The following is a 17,088-nucleotide window of genomic DNA, read 5'->3' as shown; positions in this document are numbered from 1 at the left end:
TGGTGATGGATCGATTGTATGAACAGATTGCCGCGGCGCCGGGTGGGCGGGTGTCGTACGCCGATTACATGCAGATGGCTCTTTACGATGAACGATTCGGCTACTATATGCGAGAGCGGGCGAAAATCGGCAAGAGAGGCGATTTTTTTACGAACAGCTCATTCGCGCCGGTGTTTGGCAAAGCGCTTGCTTCGCTTTGGGTTCGGATGGTGGAACAGAGCGGCCTGCCGCCGGCTGTTTGCGAGTGGGGGGGCGGAGACGGAAGATTGGCGCTTTCGGTATTGGAAGAATGGAAGAAAAAAAGTCCACATACATACGACTGCTTGTCGTATACGATCATCGACCAAAGCCCGTTCCACCGCCGGCGCCAGCGCGAAACGCTTCAACCCGCAGCCGAGAAGGTGGAGCAATATGACGATGTCTCTCGCTGGCTGGCCGAGCGTGGGCCGTTTTCCGGCATTGTGTTTAGCAACGAATTTTTTGATGCGTTTCCCGTTCACGTCATTGTAAAGGAAGGCGGCGTTTTGCACGAATGTTTTGTCGCCGCCCGCGATGGCCGGCTCGTTGAAGAAAAGGCGCCGCTTTGCCGTCCCGCTATTGTCCGCTATTTACATGAGCGCGGATTGGATCTTGCTGAAGGGCAAAGGCTTGAGGTGCCTCTCGCGATGAAGGCGTTTTGGCTCGAGGTTGGGCCGCTGTTTCATCAGGCGGTGATGGTGACGATCGACTATGGCTATACGGACGAACAGTTGCGCGCCCCGGCGCGGCGGCATGGAAGCTTGCGCGGATATTTCCGCCATCAGCTTGTTGCCGACCCGCTTCGCCATCCGGGGGAGATGGACTTGACGAGCCATGTACAATGGGATGCGCTTCGCTTGTACGCCCGTCAGGCTGGGTGGGAGGAAGTGGCGTTCGTTCGCCAAGATCGGTTTTTGCTCGCAGCCGGCCTTTTGCATGAATGGGACGTTTCAGAAGGCGACGATGTCTTTTCGCCGGCAAGCCGCCAAAATCGAATGATCCGCGCGCTGATCGCTGACGATGGCGTCAGCCGCTTTTTTGACGTGCTGATCTTGCAGAAAGGGATGAGTTTTGCCGCGCGCGACTTTTGGCCAGCGCCCGAGTTTTTGCCGGCCGATTAACGGCTTCCTTCGCTGATCTGCAATGGAGAAAAGGAGTTCTGGTCAAAGCGGCAAAAAAACAGGCAGGAGGTTCTGCCTGTTTTTTATTCGCCCATGCCGGGCACCATCATAAACGTCGTCCAATACGTAAACGCCGCGAAGAAGATCGTCAAATACGCCCCGAAAATGTAAATGTACATTCTTTCGGTCAGCTTTAAAAAGCCGAGGAACAGGAAAAACACCGTTTGCCCAAAGAAGATGAGCGACGTCGTATGCATGTGGCCGAGGTAAAACATGACAGCAAAAATGCCGGTCCAAAAGGCGAGCACGCGGAACATGCGGTCCATTCTATATCCCTCCTTTGTTTGAAACCATTGGTCCTTACTTATTATAATGTACAACGATTGGGAATGTAAATAACGCTTTCGGACAAGGGGCAAGAAATAAAGCTAAGGCCGGCCGTTGATTTTTTCAGACAAAAAAGAAGGAAGGAGGGACGCTGTCACGGACGGATGACGATGCGGTAGGCGCAGCGATGGCTGCCTTCCATCATATTTTCCGTTTCCGTTACTTCAGCACCGGCAAACAGCGTCTCGACCATTCCTTCCAAAAAGGAGTGATGCATACCGCAAACCGTATCAGGTGCTTGCGCTGCGATTTCCTTGAACGGGCAGTTGAAAATATCGAGGTAAAGCACTTCTTTTTCTTCATCATGGTGCAACTGCGGCAAACATCCAGCCGCTTCGGCCGCTTCTTCCATTATAGCGATTTTGTCTGCCATGGTGAGCGCGCTCGCTGCGCTGTTATGTGGCAAACGGCTGGCGACGAGCTCACGGCCGAATCGTCTTCCTGTTTCACGCAACGCCTCGCTTCCAACGGGACCGAGTTTGGCCATCGTTTGAATGGCGATGCGGGCGAGGAGTTGATAATCGCGGAACGGAAAATACAGCCCGATCACTTCGTCGGACAGCCGATACAGCCGGCTCGGCCGTCCGCCTTTTCCCGTTTTTTGCGTATCCGATACGACCATTCGAACGTCCTCAAGCTTCGTTAAGTGCAGGCGTGCGACATTTGGATGGATATGGAATTTTTCTGCGATTTCTTGAACGGAAACTTCGCGATGCACTTTTGCCATGTATTCATAAATATGAAATCTTGTCGGGTCAGACAACACGCTTGTGATTTTCAATGTTTGTTCCATCGGTTTCCCTCCCAAATGAATCATTGATATGGTTATTATAATGAAATCGTCCAAAGCGAGGAATGATTTTTGTCACTGCTTTCAGTGAGTGGACTGATATTCAAAAAAATTTCACAAAAAAGCTGCGCCAAAAGCAGGATAACGACTCATGCTCGTCGAAATAGAAAGCAACCTGTCGAAAGGAGGGAATCTGTGCTGAACGAGATCGAACAAACGGCAAACCGCCTCCTCGCTGAAGCGGTGCAGCGCCGCGCCTCGGATCTCCACCTCGTTCCGCGCCGCCGTGATGCCGCCGTTCGTCTTCGGCTCGATGGCATGCTTGTCGACGTTGGCGCTCTTCCGAAAGAAACGGCGGAACGCCTCATCGTTCACTTTAAATTTTTAGCCGGCATGGACATCGGGGAACGACGCCGTCCGCAAAGCGGCGCCATGGAAGTAGCGGAGTTTGGGGAAACGGTGTATTTGCGTTTATCGACATTGCCGACGCTCTACGATGAAAGCCTCGTCATTCGACTTCTGCCGCAGCGCCTCTCGCTGCCGCTTCGCGAACTATCCTTATTCTTCCACTCCACCGCACGATTATTTTCCTTCATGCAGCATCCGCAAGGACTCGTGCTGTTGACCGGTCCGACGGGGTCAGGAAAAACGACGACCCTGTACACCCTTCTTGATCTTTGTCAAGCGGAAAGGCAGCGCAATATCATCACGCTTGAAGATCCAATCGAAAAACAGAACGAACGACTGTTGCAAGTGCAAATCAATGAAAAAGCAGGCATCACGTACGCAGCTGGGTTAAAAGCGGCGCTGCGTCATGACCCGGATGTGTTGATGGTCGGCGAGATCCGCGATCATGACACGGCGGCCATTGCCATCCGTTCAGCATTGAGCGGCCATTTGGTCGTATCGACGATGCACGCCGCCGATGCAGTCGGCGCCGTCTACCGGCTGCATGAATTCGGCATTCCGCTCGGCGATTTGGCTGAGACGCTGCTTGCCGTCTCTGCCCAGCGGCTTGTCGAGCTTTGCTGCCCGTTGTGCGGCGACGATTGCCATCCATCGTGCGGCCGTCTTGGGCGCCGCCGGCGCACGGCTGTTTATGAGTTGCTTTGCGGTTCAGCCCTGGAGGACGTGATTCATTTTCTCTCCAATGGGAGAGGGAAGCCCAAGCGCTCTTATATGACGCTCGCTCGCTTGATCCGCAAGGGGATTGCGCTCGGCTACCTGCCCGTCCGCATGCTTGAGCTCGTCGGAGGGGAAGAAAGATGAAGCGCAAAATGTGGCCGCTTGTTGAACAGGCGTTGTTTTTCACCCGGCTCGGCCGGCTGCTCGAACGCGGTTACCCCCTTGGGCAAGCGCTTGAGTTTTTGGCCATCCAAGCTCCAACACACCGGCGGCTGGAAATAGAGCGCTGCCTGCAGCAGCTGCGCGCCGGGCTGCCGCTGTTTGCGGCTGTCGAAGCGCTGTCGGTCGACCGCATGGCGGTGAACCTTCTCTTTTTTGCCGAACGGCATGGCGACTTGCCGCGCGGCATGGCAGAGACAGGGGAAACGCTGGCGCAAAAAGCGCGCTTCCACGAGCAACTTCGCCGCTTCAGCCGCTATCCGATGTTCCTTCTTTCTTTGCTCATCATCATGCTCGTCTTGATGGAATGGTGGCTGCTGCCGCAGTTTGAACGGGCGGCGGCGGCGTTTTCTCCACAACGCGGGCACACCGCTTGGCTGCTTGCGGTGGTCGCCCATGCCCCTATGGCGATGGCGGCCATCGCCGTCTTGGCGGTGTTCTCCGGGCTGTTTTACACCGCTTGTTTCCGCCGCTGGCCGGTCTCCCGAAAACTTCAATTCGCTTTGCGAATTCCAGGGCTTGCTTCTTTTCTGAGACTGTTTGTCACCTGCCTGACCGCCCGCCAGCTCGGGCGCCTGCTGCAGGCCGGATTGTCGGTTTATGATGCGCTCGGCGTGTTCAGCGAGCCGTCGTCCTGGCCGTTTTTGCAAATGGAAGGCCGGCGCCTTCGCGACGGGTTGATGAAAGGGATGACGCTTGACGGATTAATCGGCGCCGCCCGCTATTACGAACAAGAGCTGGCGCTTGTCATCCGCCACGGCCAGTCGAACGGCGAACTTGGCAAAGAACTTGAACATTACAGCGAGTTTTTGCTGCAGGTGATGGAACAACGAATCGAGTCGGTCTTAAAATGCATGCAGCCGCTTTTATTGGCAGTCGTTGGCTCGTTTGTCGTCGGGATGTATTTGGCGATTTTGCTGCCGATGTTTTCGATGTTGAATGAAATGTAGCAAGGATGGGACGGCTCTGTAGGAACAAGATGCTTAATCTTGATGGGTTGGCTCCTTGGAAGAGGGGCGCGCCCCTCCTCCCAAGGCCCAATCAATGAACAGATTCGATGGTAAAGGAACCGATCGAACTAAACCGATCATTCGCTAAGCGCTCTTTCTGAAATTTCGTATGCGAGGAGGAGTGACAATGAATCAAAAGGGATTCACATTGATCGAAATGTTGATCGTGATGATGGTGATTTCTGTTCTGTTGCTGATTGCCATTCCGAATATAACAAAGCACAACAGCATGATCAATTCGAAAGGATGCGAGGCGTTTTTGAACACCGTGCAAGCGCAGGTGAAAGCGTATGAGATGGAGCATAACAAAATTCCGACGGTGCAGGAATTGCTCGCTGGCCGCTATATCAAGTCGGACAAATGTCCGAACGGTCATGCGATCCAAATCAGCACGAACGGCGATGTGAGTGAAAGTGGCTCGTAACGGCGGGTTTACGCTGCTTGAGATGCTGATCGTTTTCTCGGTGGTGCTCGTGCTTGCCGGGCTGGCTGTTCCGACGCTTGGCGGCGCTGTGCGCCATCAAGAGGAGATGTATATGCTGGCTGTGCTGCGCGCGGATTTGTATGGCGCGCAGCAGCATGCCATCGCCCGGCGGGTGAATGTAGCGGTTTTTTTTACCGACGGTGGCGCTGGGTACAAGGCGATTGATGCAGCGAGCGGCCGGCAGGTTGTCGCTCGTTCGCTCCCTTCTCCGTGGCGGTTTCGGCTCGGCACGCTGCGCAATCCGCTCATCTTTACCGACAACGGCAACATTGAACGGGCTGGAACCATTTGGATAGGGGGTGGCCCAATGACGTATAAAGTCACCTTTTTGCTGGGGAAAGGGCGATTTTATGTGCAAAAAATGTAGCGGCGGATTTTTGCTTGTTGAAGCGTTGTTCGCTTTGGCGCTGCTATGGACGACAGCGGCCGTTCTTCTCCCGCTGTTGACGCAAATGGCGCAAGAGCGCAACAGCCTCATTCTCGAGGAGAAAGCGCGCCGGCTGTTGGCCATCGCGCTGTATGAGGAGCCGCTTGTCGGAGAAACCACCATTGCCGACGGGCGCACGGTATTTCGGCTGCAAGCGAGCGATGAAGGGGGGCGAATGTGGAAAGTATGCGTGCGTTGGAACGATTACGCCGGCCGCGAGATGGAGCGGTGCGGGTATGGCAAGCGGTAGCGGCAAAAGAAAACGGGTTTACGATGATCGAAGCACTGTTGGCGCTGGCGGCTGCGATGGCGGTGGCGGCGGCCGTTCCGGCGCTGTTGTCCGTCCGCTTGCTGGCTCCGGAGCCGACGGACGCGTTTTCCCGATTGGAATGGCGGCTGTTTGTGCAACAGCTGCAAATCGAGCTGAATGAAACGAAGCAATGGTCGACTGGCGGCCGTGTCCTCTATTTGCAAAAATGGAGCGGTGAGACGGTCAGTTTTTCTGTTGTTGCGTCAAGAGCCGAACTGATCCGCCAGGTGGACGGCGCTGGCAATGAAACGGCGCTCCGTCATGTGCGCACTGTTTCGTACCGCGCCGGCGCACGCGGGATATTTTTGCAAGTGACGGCTGATGACGGCACCGTTTGCGAGGCGTTTGTGGCACGGGCGTTTTAGCGGGCGGCTTGTACGGTGAGACCCCCTTGACCGCCGCTTCCCCCTTTTAGACTGGAAAAACGAGGGGAAGGGGAAATGGGTCGACAAGATGGCGTCATGTTTCCGATTGTGGCTGTTGTTTCTTTGTTGCTTGTCTTTTCTGTCATGCATGTCTTGCTCCTCTATGAAGCGGAACGACAGGCGGCTTATGCGGCCCGGCAGGCAGCCGAGGCGGACGAGCTTGTGCAGATGGCCGTGTTTGACGTAAAAGAACGCATCGCATCAGCAGATCCGTCGACCGCGGGAGAGGCTGGGGAATGGACCTATCCGCGCGGAATGGCCGCCTACCGGTGGGTGCGGGAAGATGCAGCGCACGTTCGGGTTTCTTTGTCCATCCGTTCGGCCTCTGGGCTGAGGCGCGCTGTCATGTTTACTGTCACGCTTCCGGCGCTTCATATTGTCGAATGGAGCGAGCAAAACGGTTAAAAGAGGAAAGAAGCGGAAAAACTAAAAGAAAAAAGGGGGGATTTGATGGCGGTCAATGATTATGTCAAGTTTGTCACCCAACAATTTGTCGCCTACATGGACTTGCCGAAAGAGGAGCGGAGGCAGCGGCGTCAGGTGCGGAAACAAGAGCAGCTTCCGCTTTCATACCGATTGTTTGGCATGGTGCCGCTTTCGCTTCGCTTGCTGTTTCGGCGCCGCCCGTAGCAGCCGCCCGCTGGCCTAGGCCGGCGGGCGGTTTTCGTGCCGACGGAAGGGGGTTCGTCGGTTTGAGCGTTCCGAGCCGGATGGACCCATCTCGGAGTTGATTCACGATGAGCGGGGCAGCAAATAAAACAGTCCGCCGTTGATGACGGAAACGGTGATGCGCGGCTTGTACTGCTTTTCCAACGCTTCCTTCTCAATATAATAGCACTCCGGCTTTTCTTCGCAGTCTTTGTAAAATTCATCAAGCAACGCCAAATCGTCGGCCCAGCGTCGGCGCGCCTCATCCGCCCACGCATGGTCGTCGGCGGCGATGCGGCTGCGTATGTATTGCTCGAGACGGCCGATGCCGCTTCTCGGCTTAATGAGCGGGGAGATGGTGAAACAGTAATCAGGGATTTTCGGCGTCAGCCGTCGCTCGCGCATCCGCTCATGAAACGACTCGACGATCGTTCCGCTAATGAGATGAAGGCCAAGGGAGACGATTTCATCTTTTTTTCGGTCGCATTCGTACGAAATCGTGACGTTCATGCCGAGCCATGGATGGAGGGCGGCGTTGCCGTCCAAAGGCGCGCTTGGCTCCTCATACAGGCGGATGAAGCTGCCGCGTTTTTGCGCTGAGCGGAACAACTGGTGCAGCCGGGGAGCGCCGAAATGGAGGCGCTCGCCTTTGAGTTTGTCCGTCCGCTCGCTCGCGCGGGTGATGAGCGTCAGTCGCATCGGCTGCGGGACGCCGCCTGTCCGTTCAATATAATGCCAGTAAAACGGCCGATTCATCAGCTCTTTGTCCATTTCTGCCGTCAGTTGCACGGTAAGGTAGTCGTCGTTCGCCTCAACAAACGTGCAGCCGTTAGCGGCAAAATAGCGTTCGACAAAGCGGCGGATTTCATGTTGCTGCATGCCGCTCTCCTCCTTCCTTTCCGAGCTGCTCCGCCAGCTCGATCATCGCGACGATGTTTTCCATTTTGATTTTCATCTCCCCTTCGCTCCGTGAATGAACGAAGGCGTCTTCGAAGTAGCGCTCCAGGTTGGCGAGGTTCATTTTCGCCAAAATGTCGTCCAGCTCGCCGACGACTCGTTCGAACAGGCGGATTTTTTCGTACAGAAGCGTTAAAATATGTTCTTCGACCGTCTGTTTGACAGCGAAGTTATAAATGTAGACGTCATCCGTCTGCCCGAGCCGGTGGACGCGGCCGATTCGCTGCTCAAGGCGCATCGGGTTCCACGGCAAGTCGTAGTTGATGACATAGCGGCAAAACTGCAAGTTGATGCCCTCGCCGCCCGCCTCGGTGGCGATGAACACTTGGGCGTGGTGTTTAAACAGTTCCTGCATCCAGTCTTTTTTGCCGCGCCGGAAGCCGCCGCGAAACGGAACGGACGAAATGCCGTGCTGCTTTAAAAACCATTGCAAGTACAGCTGCGTCGCTCGATATTCGGTGAAAATAATCACTTTGTCATTGATCGAGCGGATGAGCTCGAGCGCTTTTTCAGCCTTTGAATTCGTCTTGACGGCGTTGATTTTTTCCAATACGCGTTCAAGCGGCTCTGGAACCGCTCCACCGCATTTATCGATCATGTTTTTGATCGTGAGAAACAGCGCCTCGCGGCTGCTGCACGCCTCGCGAAGAAGCGTGATGAGCGAAAACGAGCCGGCGAACGATTCGCGGCGGAGCGCCTTGACCGCTTCATACAGTTCCCGTTCCTCATTCGTAAACTCGATCAGCACCGGTTCAACGTGGCGCTTCGCCCATTCGATCGGCGTATCGGCGCGGCGGTTGCGGATCATCACTTTGTTGACGAGCGCTTTTAAATGGTCGTTCGTCTGTACGGCCCGCGTTTTTCCATACGTTTTGGCAAACTGTTCCGAGCTGCCTAAATGACCGGGTTTCAACAGCGAGACGAGGTTGAAAATTTCTTCGATCCGGTTTTGGATCGGCGTCGCTGTCAGGAGCAAACAAAACTTCTTTTTTAAATTTTGCACAAACTCGTAGTTTTTCGTTTTGTTATTTTTCAGTTTGTGCGCCTCGTCGATGATGATCATGTCGTACGACTGCCCGTAGATGATGTCACGGTGCGGCGGTTTTTTCGCCGTGTCGATCGAGGAAACGACGATATCGCACTGCTCCCAGACGTAGCTCTTTTTCTGCTGGACGGCCGGGATGAAAAATTTTTCGTTCAACTCTCTCACCCATTGCGAAACAAGGGAGGCGGGAACGAGAATCAGCGCTTTTTTCACAAGGCCGCGAATCATATATTCTTTTAAGACGAGCCCGGCCTCGATCGTTTTTCCAAGCCCGACTTCATCCGCCAAAATGGCTTTGCCGTTCATCTCCTCGACGACGCGGCGCGCCACTTCAAGCTGGTGCGGAAGGATCGTCAAGTGGGGCAGGTGTTTGGGCGCCTGCAAGCCATGAAATTCTGGGACGCTTAAATGATGGGCGGCCTCAAGCGCCAGTTCGTACATTTCCCAGCTCGCCCACGGACCGTCTTTTTCGACGCGTGCCAAAAATTCCTCCTTCCATGTTTCATCCATTTCAAGGTCAATGTTCATGGCGATCCCCTTCCCTTGTTGCGAATGTTTATATAGATTGCATGTGGTATGTTGGGTAAAACAAGAACATTATTATGACTAATTGCCATGAAAGTTCGATTATTTCCTATTGCCCTTTGACTGTGATTGATGGTAGTATAAATTTAGAACATTCTCATGACTCGTTGATCAGGGTGTTTGTTAGTATGCCCGATATGGAAACAATTTATTGATGGGCGGATGACGGCAAGGGGAGAGACTACGGAATGTAGCGCCGAAGGAGCAAGCGGAAACGCGAATCTCTCAGGCAAAAAGACTCTTGCTTGACGCAGCTCTGGAGAGCGCCTGCGTTCACGCAGGCCACCCAAGAGGAAACCGATCGGCCCCATGGACCGCGAACGGACGCGCCAAACGGGCCGGCGGGAAACTTTCAGGTGCCAGGACAGAGCCCCCTTACTTGTTGATAGGGGGAAGTCTGTCCTTTTTTGTGTGACGTGGATCAAAGGAGGGAATCAGATGCTAAAGCGCACGCCCCTATTCTCGGTGTACGCCCGTTGCGGCGCCAAAACGATTGAATTTGGCGGCTGGGAAATGCCGGTGCAGTTTTCCAGCATCAAGGAAGAACATGAGGCTGTAAGAACGCGCGCCGGGCTGTTTGACGTCTCCCATATGGGGGAAATTGTCGTCCGCGGCCGTGGGAGCCTCGCGTTTTTGCAAAAGCTCATGACCAATGACGTCGCCAAACTGCGGCCCGGCCGGGCGCAATATACGCTCATGTGCTATGAGGACGGCGGCACAGTCGATGATTTGCTCATCTATCAAAAAGGAGAGAATGACTACTTGCTGGTCGTCAACGCGGCGAATACGGAAAAAGACTTCGCTTGGCTAAGCGGGCATGTTGAGGGCGACGTCGAGCTTCAAGATGTATCGTCCGAAACGGCTCAGCTTGCCTTGCAAGGGCCGGCAGCGGAGCGCGTCTTGCAGCGATTGACGGATTTTGATTTGGCGGCGCTGCGCCCGTTTTCATTCGCTGACGGCGTCGAAGTCTCGGGCGTGAAGGCGCTCGTTTCGCGCACCGGCTATACGGGGGAAGACGGGTTTGAGCTATATTGTAAAGCGGAAGACGCCGCCGCGCTATGGGAGGCGATCCTAGCGGCCGGAGCTCGTGACGGCGTTCTCCCATGCGGACTGGGGGCGCGCGATACGCTCCGCTTTGAAGCATGCCTGCCGCTTTACGGTCAAGAGCTGTCCGACTCGATTTCACCAGTTGAAGCCGGGCTTGGTTTTGCCGTCAAAACGGAAAAAGAGACGCCGTTTATCGGCCAAGCTGTATTGAAACGGCAAAAAGAGGAAGGGCCGCCGCGCCGGCTCGTCGGCATTGAAATGATCGACAGAGGCATTCCGCGCCACGGATACCTTGTATTTGCCGACGGCGAAGAGGTCGGGTTCGTCACGACCGGCACGCAGTCGCCGACGCTGAAGAAAAACATCGGCTTGGCCTTGGTGAAAGCGGATGTGGCTGCCATCGGCCGGGAGGTGGAGGTGGACATCCGCGGCAAGCGGCTGAAAGCGAACATCGTGCCGATTCCGTTTTACAGGCGGGCCAAGTGACGATTCCAAAGCGACAAGGAAAGGGGAAAAACGCAGTGCTCCATCGTTATTTGCCGATGACGGAAGAAGACAAACAGGAGATGCTGAAGACGATCGGCGTTGCCTCGATTGACGACTTGTTTGCCGATATTCCAGAACAAGTCCGCTTCCGCGGCGAGCTGAAGGTGAAACCGGCCAAATCCGAGCCGGAGCTGTGGAAAGAGCTTGCGGCCTTAGCGGAAAAAAACGCCAGCGTAAAACAATACGTTTCCTTTTTAGGAGCCGGGGTGTACGACCATTATATTCCGGCTGTCGTCGACCATGTCCTGTCGCGCTCTGAATTTTATACGGCCTATACGCCGTATCAACCGGAAATTTCCCAAGGCGAGCTGCAGGCGATTTTTGAGTTTCAAACGATGGTGTGCGAGTTGACCGGCATGGATGTCGCCAACTCGTCGATGTACGACGGCGGCACGGCGCTTGCCGAAGCGGTGCTTCTTAGCGCCGCGCATACGAAGCGGAAGAAAGTGCTCATCTCGACCGCCGTTCATCCGCAATATCGGGAAGTCGTGCGCACGTACGCCAAAGGACAGAAGCTCGAAGTGAAAGAAATTCCGTATGACGGCGGCATCACCGATCTTAAGGCGCTTGAAGCGGAAATGGGGGATGATGTGGCGTGCGTTGTCGTCCAATACCCGAACTTTTTTGGTCAAATCGAGCCGCTGAAAGCGATCGCGCCGCTTGCGCATGAAAAGAAAAGTTTGTTTGTCGTCGCCAGCAACCCATTGGCGCTTGGTGTGTTGACTCCACCCGGAGCGTTTGGCGCCGACATTGTGGTCGGCGACATGCAGCCATTTGGCATCCCGACGCAATTTGGCGGCCCGCATTGCGGCTATTTCGCTGTCAAAGCGCCGCTCATGCGCAAAATTCCAGGCCGTCTTGTCGGGCAGACGACCGATGAGGACGGGCGCCGCGGGTTTGTCTTGACGCTTCAAGCGCGCGAACAGCACATCCGCCGCGATAAGGCGACATCCAACATTTGCTCCAATCAAGCGTTAAACGCCTTGGCCGCTTCCGTTGCGCTGTCGGCGCTTGGCAAGCGGGGCGTGAAAGAAATGGCGGCGATGAATATGCAAAAAGCGCATTATGCGAAGGTGGAACTTGAAAAGCGCGGACTGTCGTCGCCGTTTGCCGGTCCGTTTTTCAACGAGTTTGTCATCCGGCTTGGACGGCCGGTTTCTGATGTGAACGATCGCCTGCTCGAAAAAGGAATCATCGGCGGCTATGACCTTGGGGCTGACTATCCGGAGCTTGCCGGTCATATGCTTGTTGCTGTCACCGAACTGCGGACAAAAGAAGAAATCGATCGGTTTGTCAATGAATTGGGGGATGGCCATGCGTAACGATCAACCGCTCATTTTCGAACGAAGCAAGCCGGGGCGCATCGCCTACAGCCTGCCAGCGCTTGACGTGCCGGCTGTCGATGTCAGCGAGCTCGTGCCGGCCGATTATCTTCGCACTGAAGAGCCGGAGCTCCCGGAAGTGTCGGAGCTTGACTTAATGCGTCATTATACGGCGCTCTCGAAACGAAACCACGGCGTCGATTCCGGGTTTTACCCGCTCGGGTCGTGCACGATGAAATACAATCCGAAAATCAATGAAAACGTCGCCCGCCTCGCCGGGTTTGCTCACATTCATCCGCTTCAGCCAGAGAAAACGGTGCAAGGGGCGCTTGAGTTGATGTACGACTTGCAAGAGCATTTAAAAGAAATCACAGGCATGGATGCGGTCACCTTGCAACCGGCGGCCGGCGCCCACGGCGAATGGACCGGGCTGATGATGATCCGTGCTTACCATGAAGCAAACGGCGACTTCAACCGGACGAAAGTGATCGTCCCGGATTCAGCGCACGGCACGAACCCGGCGTCGGCAACGGTCGCGGGTTTTGAGACGGTGACGGTCAAATCGACCGCCGATGGACTTGTCGATTTAGAGGACTTAAAGCGCGTCGTCGGTCCGGATACAGCGGCGCTTATGCTCACGAATCCGAACACACTCGGGCTGTTTGAAGAGCATATTGTCGAAATGGCCGAAATCGTCCACAAAGCCGGCGGCAAGCTGTATTATGACGGCGCGAATTTAAACGCGATTCTTGGCAAGGCGCGCCCGGGGGACATGGGCTTTGACGTTGTTCATTTGAACTTGCATAAAACGTTCACCGGCCCGCATGGCGGCGGAGGCCCAGGCTCGGGCCCGGTCGGGGTGAAAGCCGACCTCGTTCCGTTTTTGCCGAAGCCGGTCATCGAAAAAGGGGAAAACGGTTATTACCTTGATGATGACCGTCCGCAATCGATCGGCCGCGTCAAGCCGTTTTACGGCAATTTCGGCATCAATGTTCGGGCGTACACGTACATCCGCTCGATGGGGCCGGACGGCTTAAAAGCGGTGAGCGAATATGCGGTGTTAAACGCCAACTATATGATGCGTCGGCTTGCTGAGTATTACGATTTGCCGTATGACCGCCATTGCAAGCACGAGTTCGTTCTCTCTGGCCGCCGGCAAAAGAAACTCGGTGTCAGAACGCTCGACATCGCCAAGCGACTGCTTGATTTCGGGTTTCATCCGCCGACGATTTACTTCCCGCTCATCGTTGAAGAATGCATGATGATCGAGCCGACGGAGACGGAGTCGAAAGAGACGCTCGACGCGTTTATTGACGCCATGATCCAAATCGCCAAAGAGGCGGAGGAAAATCCGGAAATCGTTCAAGAAGCGCCGCATACGACCGTTGTGAAGCGACTTGATGAAACGACCGCGGCGCGCAAGCCGATTTTGCGCTATCAAAAACCAAAACATAGCGACAACTGATGTTTGAGCATTGATGAGCGCTCGCTCCCTAACGGAGCGGGCCGTTTCTTTGTACGACGGATGAGTCATTGACAGAAATGTTGAATTAGTTTATTATATAAACTAAGATCAAGAAAGAAAAAGCATGTGTCCATATGGAGAAGTTAGCCTTAACAGTCGGTGCACGGGCGCCCGACGGCTTGGGCGAAAAAGCTGATGGTCAAGAGTCGAACACGGCAGGAATCGACGGATGCAGCAACCGCCATAATAGCGAGGCGCCCCTGCCCTTTCGCAAGACACATTCGATCAATCAAATGAAAAGGATGACAGAGACGTGCGGACAGGAAACATTTCTCTTGTAAAAAAAATGAATAAACAGCTCGTCTTAAAATTGATTCGCGACCAGCATCCGATTTCGCGCGCCGATATCGCCAAGACAACCGGATTGAACAAGGCCACTGTCTCCGCGCTTGTTGACGAACTGATCGCCGAGCATTTCGTCCATGAAAGCGGAATCGGCGAGTCAACCGGCGGGCGCCGGCCGCTCATGCTTCGCTTCAACGCCGACGCCGGCTCGCTTATCGGCGTTGAGCTGGGGGTGAACTATTTGTATGCCGTGTTGACCAATTTAAACGCGGACATTCTTTGGGAGCAACGGCGTTCGTTCCGCCCGTCTGAAGGGCAGGAGGCGATCATCGGCGAAATGATGGAGCTCATCGAGGCGGCCATCCGCCGGGCGCCGGCGACGCCGTACGGCGTGATGGGAATCGGCATCGGCGTGCCGGGCGTCGTCCATACCGAAAGCGGGACCGTTGTGTTTGCTCCGAACTTGCGCTGGGACGATGTCGCCTTGGCGGCTGTTTTGCGGCAACGGTGGCCTGAGCGTCCTGTCATTGTCGAGAATGAGGCGAAACTGGCGGCGCTTGGAGAAAAGTGGTTCGGCGCCGGCAACGAGTTCGCCCACTTTGTTTACATCAGCGCCGGAATCGGCATTGGCGCCGGCGTCGTTCTTCACCATCAGCTCTATCGGGGTGTCAGCGGCCTAGCTGGTGAAATCGGCCATCATACGATCGATGTCAACGGCATTCGCTGCAGCTGCGGCAACATCGGCTGCTGGGAAATGTATGCGTCGGAAAAATACATTGAACGCCGTTTGGCTGAAGAAGGGCGTTCCGAATGGCTCGATGAACGCTTTTCCATCGCTGCGATGGCGTTGGCAGCAGAAAGCGATGAACAGTTGGCGCGCATTTTGGAGGAAACGGGGCGCTATCTCGGCGTTGGATTGTTGCAGGTGATTTATGCGTACAATCCAGAAGCAGTCATCATCGGCGGTCCGATTGCCCAAGCGGGCGAGTATGTGATCGGTCCGGCGCGCCAAGAAGTGAGAAAGCGAATTCTCGTCAAAAAAGAAAGCGAGCCGTCCATCATCTCCTCCAAGCTGAAAGAGAAAAGCTGCGCCATCGGCGCGGCTGCTTCGGTGCTTGAGGCGGTCGTCCTGCCGCCGGAATTTGCGGCGGTCTAGCGCATGCGAAAAGAGGCGCCTGCCTGTTTGGGCAGAGCGCCTTTTTGGTTAACGGGCTACGCTTTTTTCTTCACTTTCCCGGTCCATGTTTTAAATCCGCCTTTTAAATGGTACAAGTCGCGGTATCCTTTTCGGTAGAGCATTTGCGCGGCTCGCCCGCTGCGCAGTCCGTTTTGGCAGTACAAATAGATCGGCTGGTCTTTGCGCAATTCTTTCATGCGCATGCGAAGCTGCGTGAGCGGGATGTTGCGAGCCCCTAAAATATGTCCAGCCGCAAACTCATCCGGTTCGCGGACGTCGACGAGTTGCGCTTTTCGATAACCGGCGCGGAACTCTTCCTCTGTCAATGCTTTGACAATTCTCTTCTGCCAGAAGTACGTAATGACGGAATACACGATGATTGCGCCGAGAATAATGAGCAATGCTTCCACCCGTCATGCCTCCTTTCGCTTCGTCTGCTATTTCCTATTATATAAAGTCGCCGCCGGGAAGCAAAGAGGTTTTCGTGATGCCATTTTTCTTTCCTTCACCGGCGTTGTTTGCTAAACTAATAAAGGCGGCCAAAAGCGTCCCGCCCCTTGGCGGTGGTCGACAAGCCGCCGCAGCGTTTAGAGTATGGAACAATAGAGAAGGTGGAACGATGGCAAAAGAAGTATGGCGCTTTATCGATTCCGGCTATTGCCCGCCGGCGTTCAATATGGCGCTCGATGAGGCGCTTCTCGATTGGCACAGCGAAGGCAAAATTCCGCCGACGATCCGCTTTTATGGCTGGAATCCGCCGACGTTGTCGATTGGTTATTTTCAAAAAGTGGAGAAAGAAATTGATTTAGAGGCGGTCAAACGGCACGGCCTCGGCTTTGTCCGTCGGCCGACCGGCGGGCGCGGCGTCCTGCACGATAAAGAATTGACATACAGCGTGATCGTCTCCGAGTCGCACCCGGCGATGCCGAAGACGGTGACGGAAGCATACCGCGTCATTTCCCAAGGCATTTTAGAGGGATTTCGTTATCTTGGATTGGATGCGTATTTTGCCGTGCCGAGGACAGAAGAAGAGAAAGCCGATTTGCGCAGCCCGCGCTCGGCCGTTTGTTTTGACGCGCCGTCATGGTACGAACTTGTCGTTGAGGGGCGGAAAATCGCCGGCAGCGCGCAAACGCGGCAAAAAGGCGTCATTTTGCAGCACGGATCGATTTTGCTTGATCTGGACGAAGAGCTGCTGTTCAGCTTGTTTAAATATCCAAACGAGCGGGTGAAAGAGCGTCTGCAGCGCGATTTTAAAAAGAAGGCAGTCGCGATCAATGAGTTGACGAGCCGCACGGTGACGATCGAGGAAGCGAAAGAGGCGTTTTACAAAGGATTTGAAAAGGGATTGAACATCGTATTGGAACCGTACACGCTCACCGCCGAAGAGCGGGCGTACGTTGAAGAGCTGGCGCGGGCGAAATACGAAAGCGACGAATGGAACTTCAAGCGCTGAGCAGCGACGCGGTAAATCGTTCGTTTTCCGGCAAAAACAGCGGCACTCCCCCGTTTTTCTCCGCTTTTCGCCGTGTTTTGTTTTTTTTTGCTTGACAAAATGAAATCATTTGTTCTCTTTAACAATATATAGTATGATTTTCATAAAAAATCATACTATATATTGTTTTTTTCTGTTTG

At 54.7% G+C, this 17,088-nt stretch carries 19 protein-coding genes and 1 riboswitch; of the genes, 14 read left to right on the top strand and 5 right to left on the bottom strand.

Annotated elements, in window-relative coordinates; genetic code table 11:
- The first annotated feature begins 5 nt into the window (after positions 1 to 5).
- A complete protein-coding gene (locus tag GZ1_RS00835) occupies positions 6 to 1,139 on the top strand; it encodes a class I SAM-dependent methyltransferase (RefSeq protein ID WP_060787749.1) in 1,134 nt (377 codons plus the stop codon).
- Between the two features lie 83 nt (positions 1,140 to 1,222).
- Here the strand turns inward: GZ1_RS00835 and GZ1_RS00830 are convergent, their stop codons facing one another.
- Together GZ1_RS00830 and GZ1_RS00825 are read right to left on the bottom strand one after the other, a co-directional pair.
- Positions 1,223 to 1,465, bottom strand: a complete 243-nt coding sequence (locus tag GZ1_RS00830; protein WP_008879854.1) for a DUF2626 family protein — start codon at positions 1,463 to 1,465, stop codon at positions 1,223 to 1,225.
- A gap of 155 nt (positions 1,466 to 1,620) precedes the next feature.
- On the bottom strand, positions 1,621 to 2,319 hold the full coding sequence (locus GZ1_RS00825; protein ID WP_020753839.1) for a helix-turn-helix transcriptional regulator: 699 nt from the start codon (positions 2,317 to 2,319) through the stop codon (positions 1,621 to 1,623).
- A gap of 192 nt (positions 2,320 to 2,511) precedes the next feature.
- Between GZ1_RS00825 and comGA the strand changes: the two genes are divergently transcribed.
- From comGA to GZ1_RS00785, 8 genes are all read left to right on the top strand, one after another.
- Positions 2,512 to 3,585, top strand: coding sequence for a competence type IV pilus ATPase ComGA (gene comGA, locus GZ1_RS00820; protein ID WP_015375397.1), 1,074 nt, complete (start codon positions 2,512 to 2,514; stop codon positions 3,583 to 3,585).
- On the top strand, positions 3,582 to 4,610 hold the full coding sequence (comGB, locus tag GZ1_RS00815; protein ID WP_060787692.1) for a competence type IV pilus assembly protein ComGB: 1,029 nt from the start codon (positions 3,582 to 3,584) through the stop codon (positions 4,608 to 4,610). Before comGA ends, comGB begins: the two co-directional genes overlap by 4 nt.
- A 187-nt stretch (positions 4,611 to 4,797) precedes the next feature.
- Positions 4,798 to 5,094, top strand: coding sequence for a competence type IV pilus major pilin ComGC (comGC, locus tag GZ1_RS00810; RefSeq protein WP_015375395.1), 297 nt, complete (start codon positions 4,798 to 4,800; stop codon positions 5,092 to 5,094).
- On the top strand, positions 5,084 to 5,521 hold the full coding sequence (gene comGD / locus GZ1_RS00805; RefSeq protein WP_033004731.1) for a competence type IV pilus minor pilin ComGD: 438 nt from the start codon (positions 5,084 to 5,086) through the stop codon (positions 5,519 to 5,521). Before comGC ends, comGD begins: the two co-directional genes overlap by 11 nt.
- Positions 5,505 to 5,831 (top strand): type II secretion system protein, encoded by a 327-nt coding sequence (locus GZ1_RS00800; RefSeq protein WP_042380986.1) that lies wholly within the window; start codon positions 5,505 to 5,507, stop codon positions 5,829 to 5,831. The genes comGD and GZ1_RS00800 overlap by 17 nt, the downstream gene beginning before the upstream one ends.
- Positions 5,810 to 6,256 carry a competence type IV pilus minor pilin ComGF gene (gene comGF / locus GZ1_RS00795; protein WP_012820554.1) on the top strand — a complete coding sequence of 149 codons (447 nt, stop codon included), beginning with the start codon at positions 5,810 to 5,812 and terminating at the stop codon, positions 6,254 to 6,256. The genes GZ1_RS00800 and comGF overlap by 22 nt, the downstream gene beginning before the upstream one ends.
- 75 nt (positions 6,257 to 6,331) lie before the next feature.
- The gene (gene comGG, locus GZ1_RS00790; RefSeq protein ID WP_012820555.1) at positions 6,332 to 6,721 is read left to right on the top strand and encodes a competence type IV pilus minor pilin ComGG; all 390 of its coding nucleotides are present in this window, start codon (positions 6,332 to 6,334) and stop codon (positions 6,719 to 6,721) included.
- A gap of 45 nt (positions 6,722 to 6,766) precedes the next feature.
- Complete coding sequence (locus GZ1_RS00785) at positions 6,767 to 6,946, top strand: YqzE family protein (protein WP_011231910.1); 180 nt, start codon at positions 6,767 to 6,769, stop codon at positions 6,944 to 6,946.
- A gap of 102 nt (positions 6,947 to 7,048) precedes the next feature.
- On the opposite strand, the gene GZ1_RS00780 is transcribed toward GZ1_RS00785, so the two are convergent.
- Both GZ1_RS00780 and GZ1_RS00775 read right to left on the bottom strand, forming a co-directional pair.
- Positions 7,049 to 7,843 (bottom strand): YqhG family protein, encoded by a 795-nt coding sequence (locus GZ1_RS00780; RefSeq protein ID WP_060787691.1) that lies wholly within the window; start codon positions 7,841 to 7,843, stop codon positions 7,049 to 7,051.
- The gene (locus tag GZ1_RS00775) at positions 7,830 to 9,494 is read right to left on the bottom strand and encodes a DEAD/DEAH box helicase (RefSeq protein ID WP_060787690.1); all 1,665 of its coding nucleotides are present in this window, start codon (positions 9,492 to 9,494) and stop codon (positions 7,830 to 7,832) included. The genes GZ1_RS00780 and GZ1_RS00775 overlap by 14 nt, the downstream gene beginning before the upstream one ends.
- A gap of 219 nt (positions 9,495 to 9,713) precedes the next feature.
- Positions 9,714 to 9,802: riboswitch (glycine riboswitch) on the top strand.
- A 187-nt stretch (positions 9,803 to 9,989) separates the two neighbouring features.
- Between GZ1_RS00775 and gcvT the strand changes: the two genes are divergently transcribed.
- The 4 genes from gcvT to GZ1_RS00755 all read left to right on the top strand — a co-directional run bounded on the left by gcvT (position 9,990) and on the right by GZ1_RS00755 (position 15,432).
- Positions 9,990 to 11,084: a glycine cleavage system aminomethyltransferase GcvT gene (gene gcvT / locus GZ1_RS00770; protein WP_033004726.1), complete on the top strand. Its 1,095-nt coding sequence runs from the start codon at positions 9,990 to 9,992 to the stop codon at positions 11,082 to 11,084.
- Between the two features lie 35 nt (positions 11,085 to 11,119).
- Entirely contained in the window at positions 11,120 to 12,466 is a 1,347-nt protein-coding gene (gene gcvPA, locus GZ1_RS00765; protein ID WP_033004728.1) for an aminomethyl-transferring glycine dehydrogenase subunit GcvPA, read from the top strand.
- Positions 12,459 to 13,931, top strand: coding sequence for an aminomethyl-transferring glycine dehydrogenase subunit GcvPB (gcvPB, locus tag GZ1_RS00760; RefSeq protein ID WP_012820559.1), 1,473 nt, complete (start codon positions 12,459 to 12,461; stop codon positions 13,929 to 13,931). Before gcvPA ends, gcvPB begins: the two co-directional genes overlap by 8 nt.
- 313 nt (positions 13,932 to 14,244) lie before the next feature.
- Positions 14,245 to 15,432, top strand: coding sequence for an ROK family transcriptional regulator (locus GZ1_RS00755; protein ID WP_014196334.1), 1,188 nt, complete (start codon positions 14,245 to 14,247; stop codon positions 15,430 to 15,432).
- 56 nt (positions 15,433 to 15,488) lie between these two features.
- Here GZ1_RS00755 and GZ1_RS00750 read toward each other — a convergent pair whose 3' ends face one another.
- Complete coding sequence (locus tag GZ1_RS00750; RefSeq protein WP_011231903.1) at positions 15,489 to 15,863, bottom strand: rhodanese-like domain-containing protein; 375 nt, start codon at positions 15,861 to 15,863, stop codon at positions 15,489 to 15,491.
- Between the two features lie 209 nt (positions 15,864 to 16,072).
- Between GZ1_RS00750 and lipM the strand changes: the two genes are divergently transcribed.
- Positions 16,073 to 16,909 carry an octanoyltransferase LipM gene (gene lipM / locus GZ1_RS00745; RefSeq protein WP_060787689.1) on the top strand — a complete coding sequence of 279 codons (837 nt, stop codon included), beginning with the start codon at positions 16,073 to 16,075 and terminating at the stop codon, positions 16,907 to 16,909.
- The last annotated feature ends 179 nt before the right edge of the window (positions 16,910 to 17,088 follow it).

The sequence above is a fragment of the Geobacillus zalihae NBRC 101842 genome, assembly GCF_001544135.1.
GTDB classification, from domain to species: domain Bacteria; phylum Bacillota; class Bacilli; order Bacillales; family Anoxybacillaceae; genus Geobacillus; species Geobacillus zalihae.
Note: the sequence above shows the minus strand (reverse complement) of the source record. Positions and strands in the feature narration are given on the sequence as shown.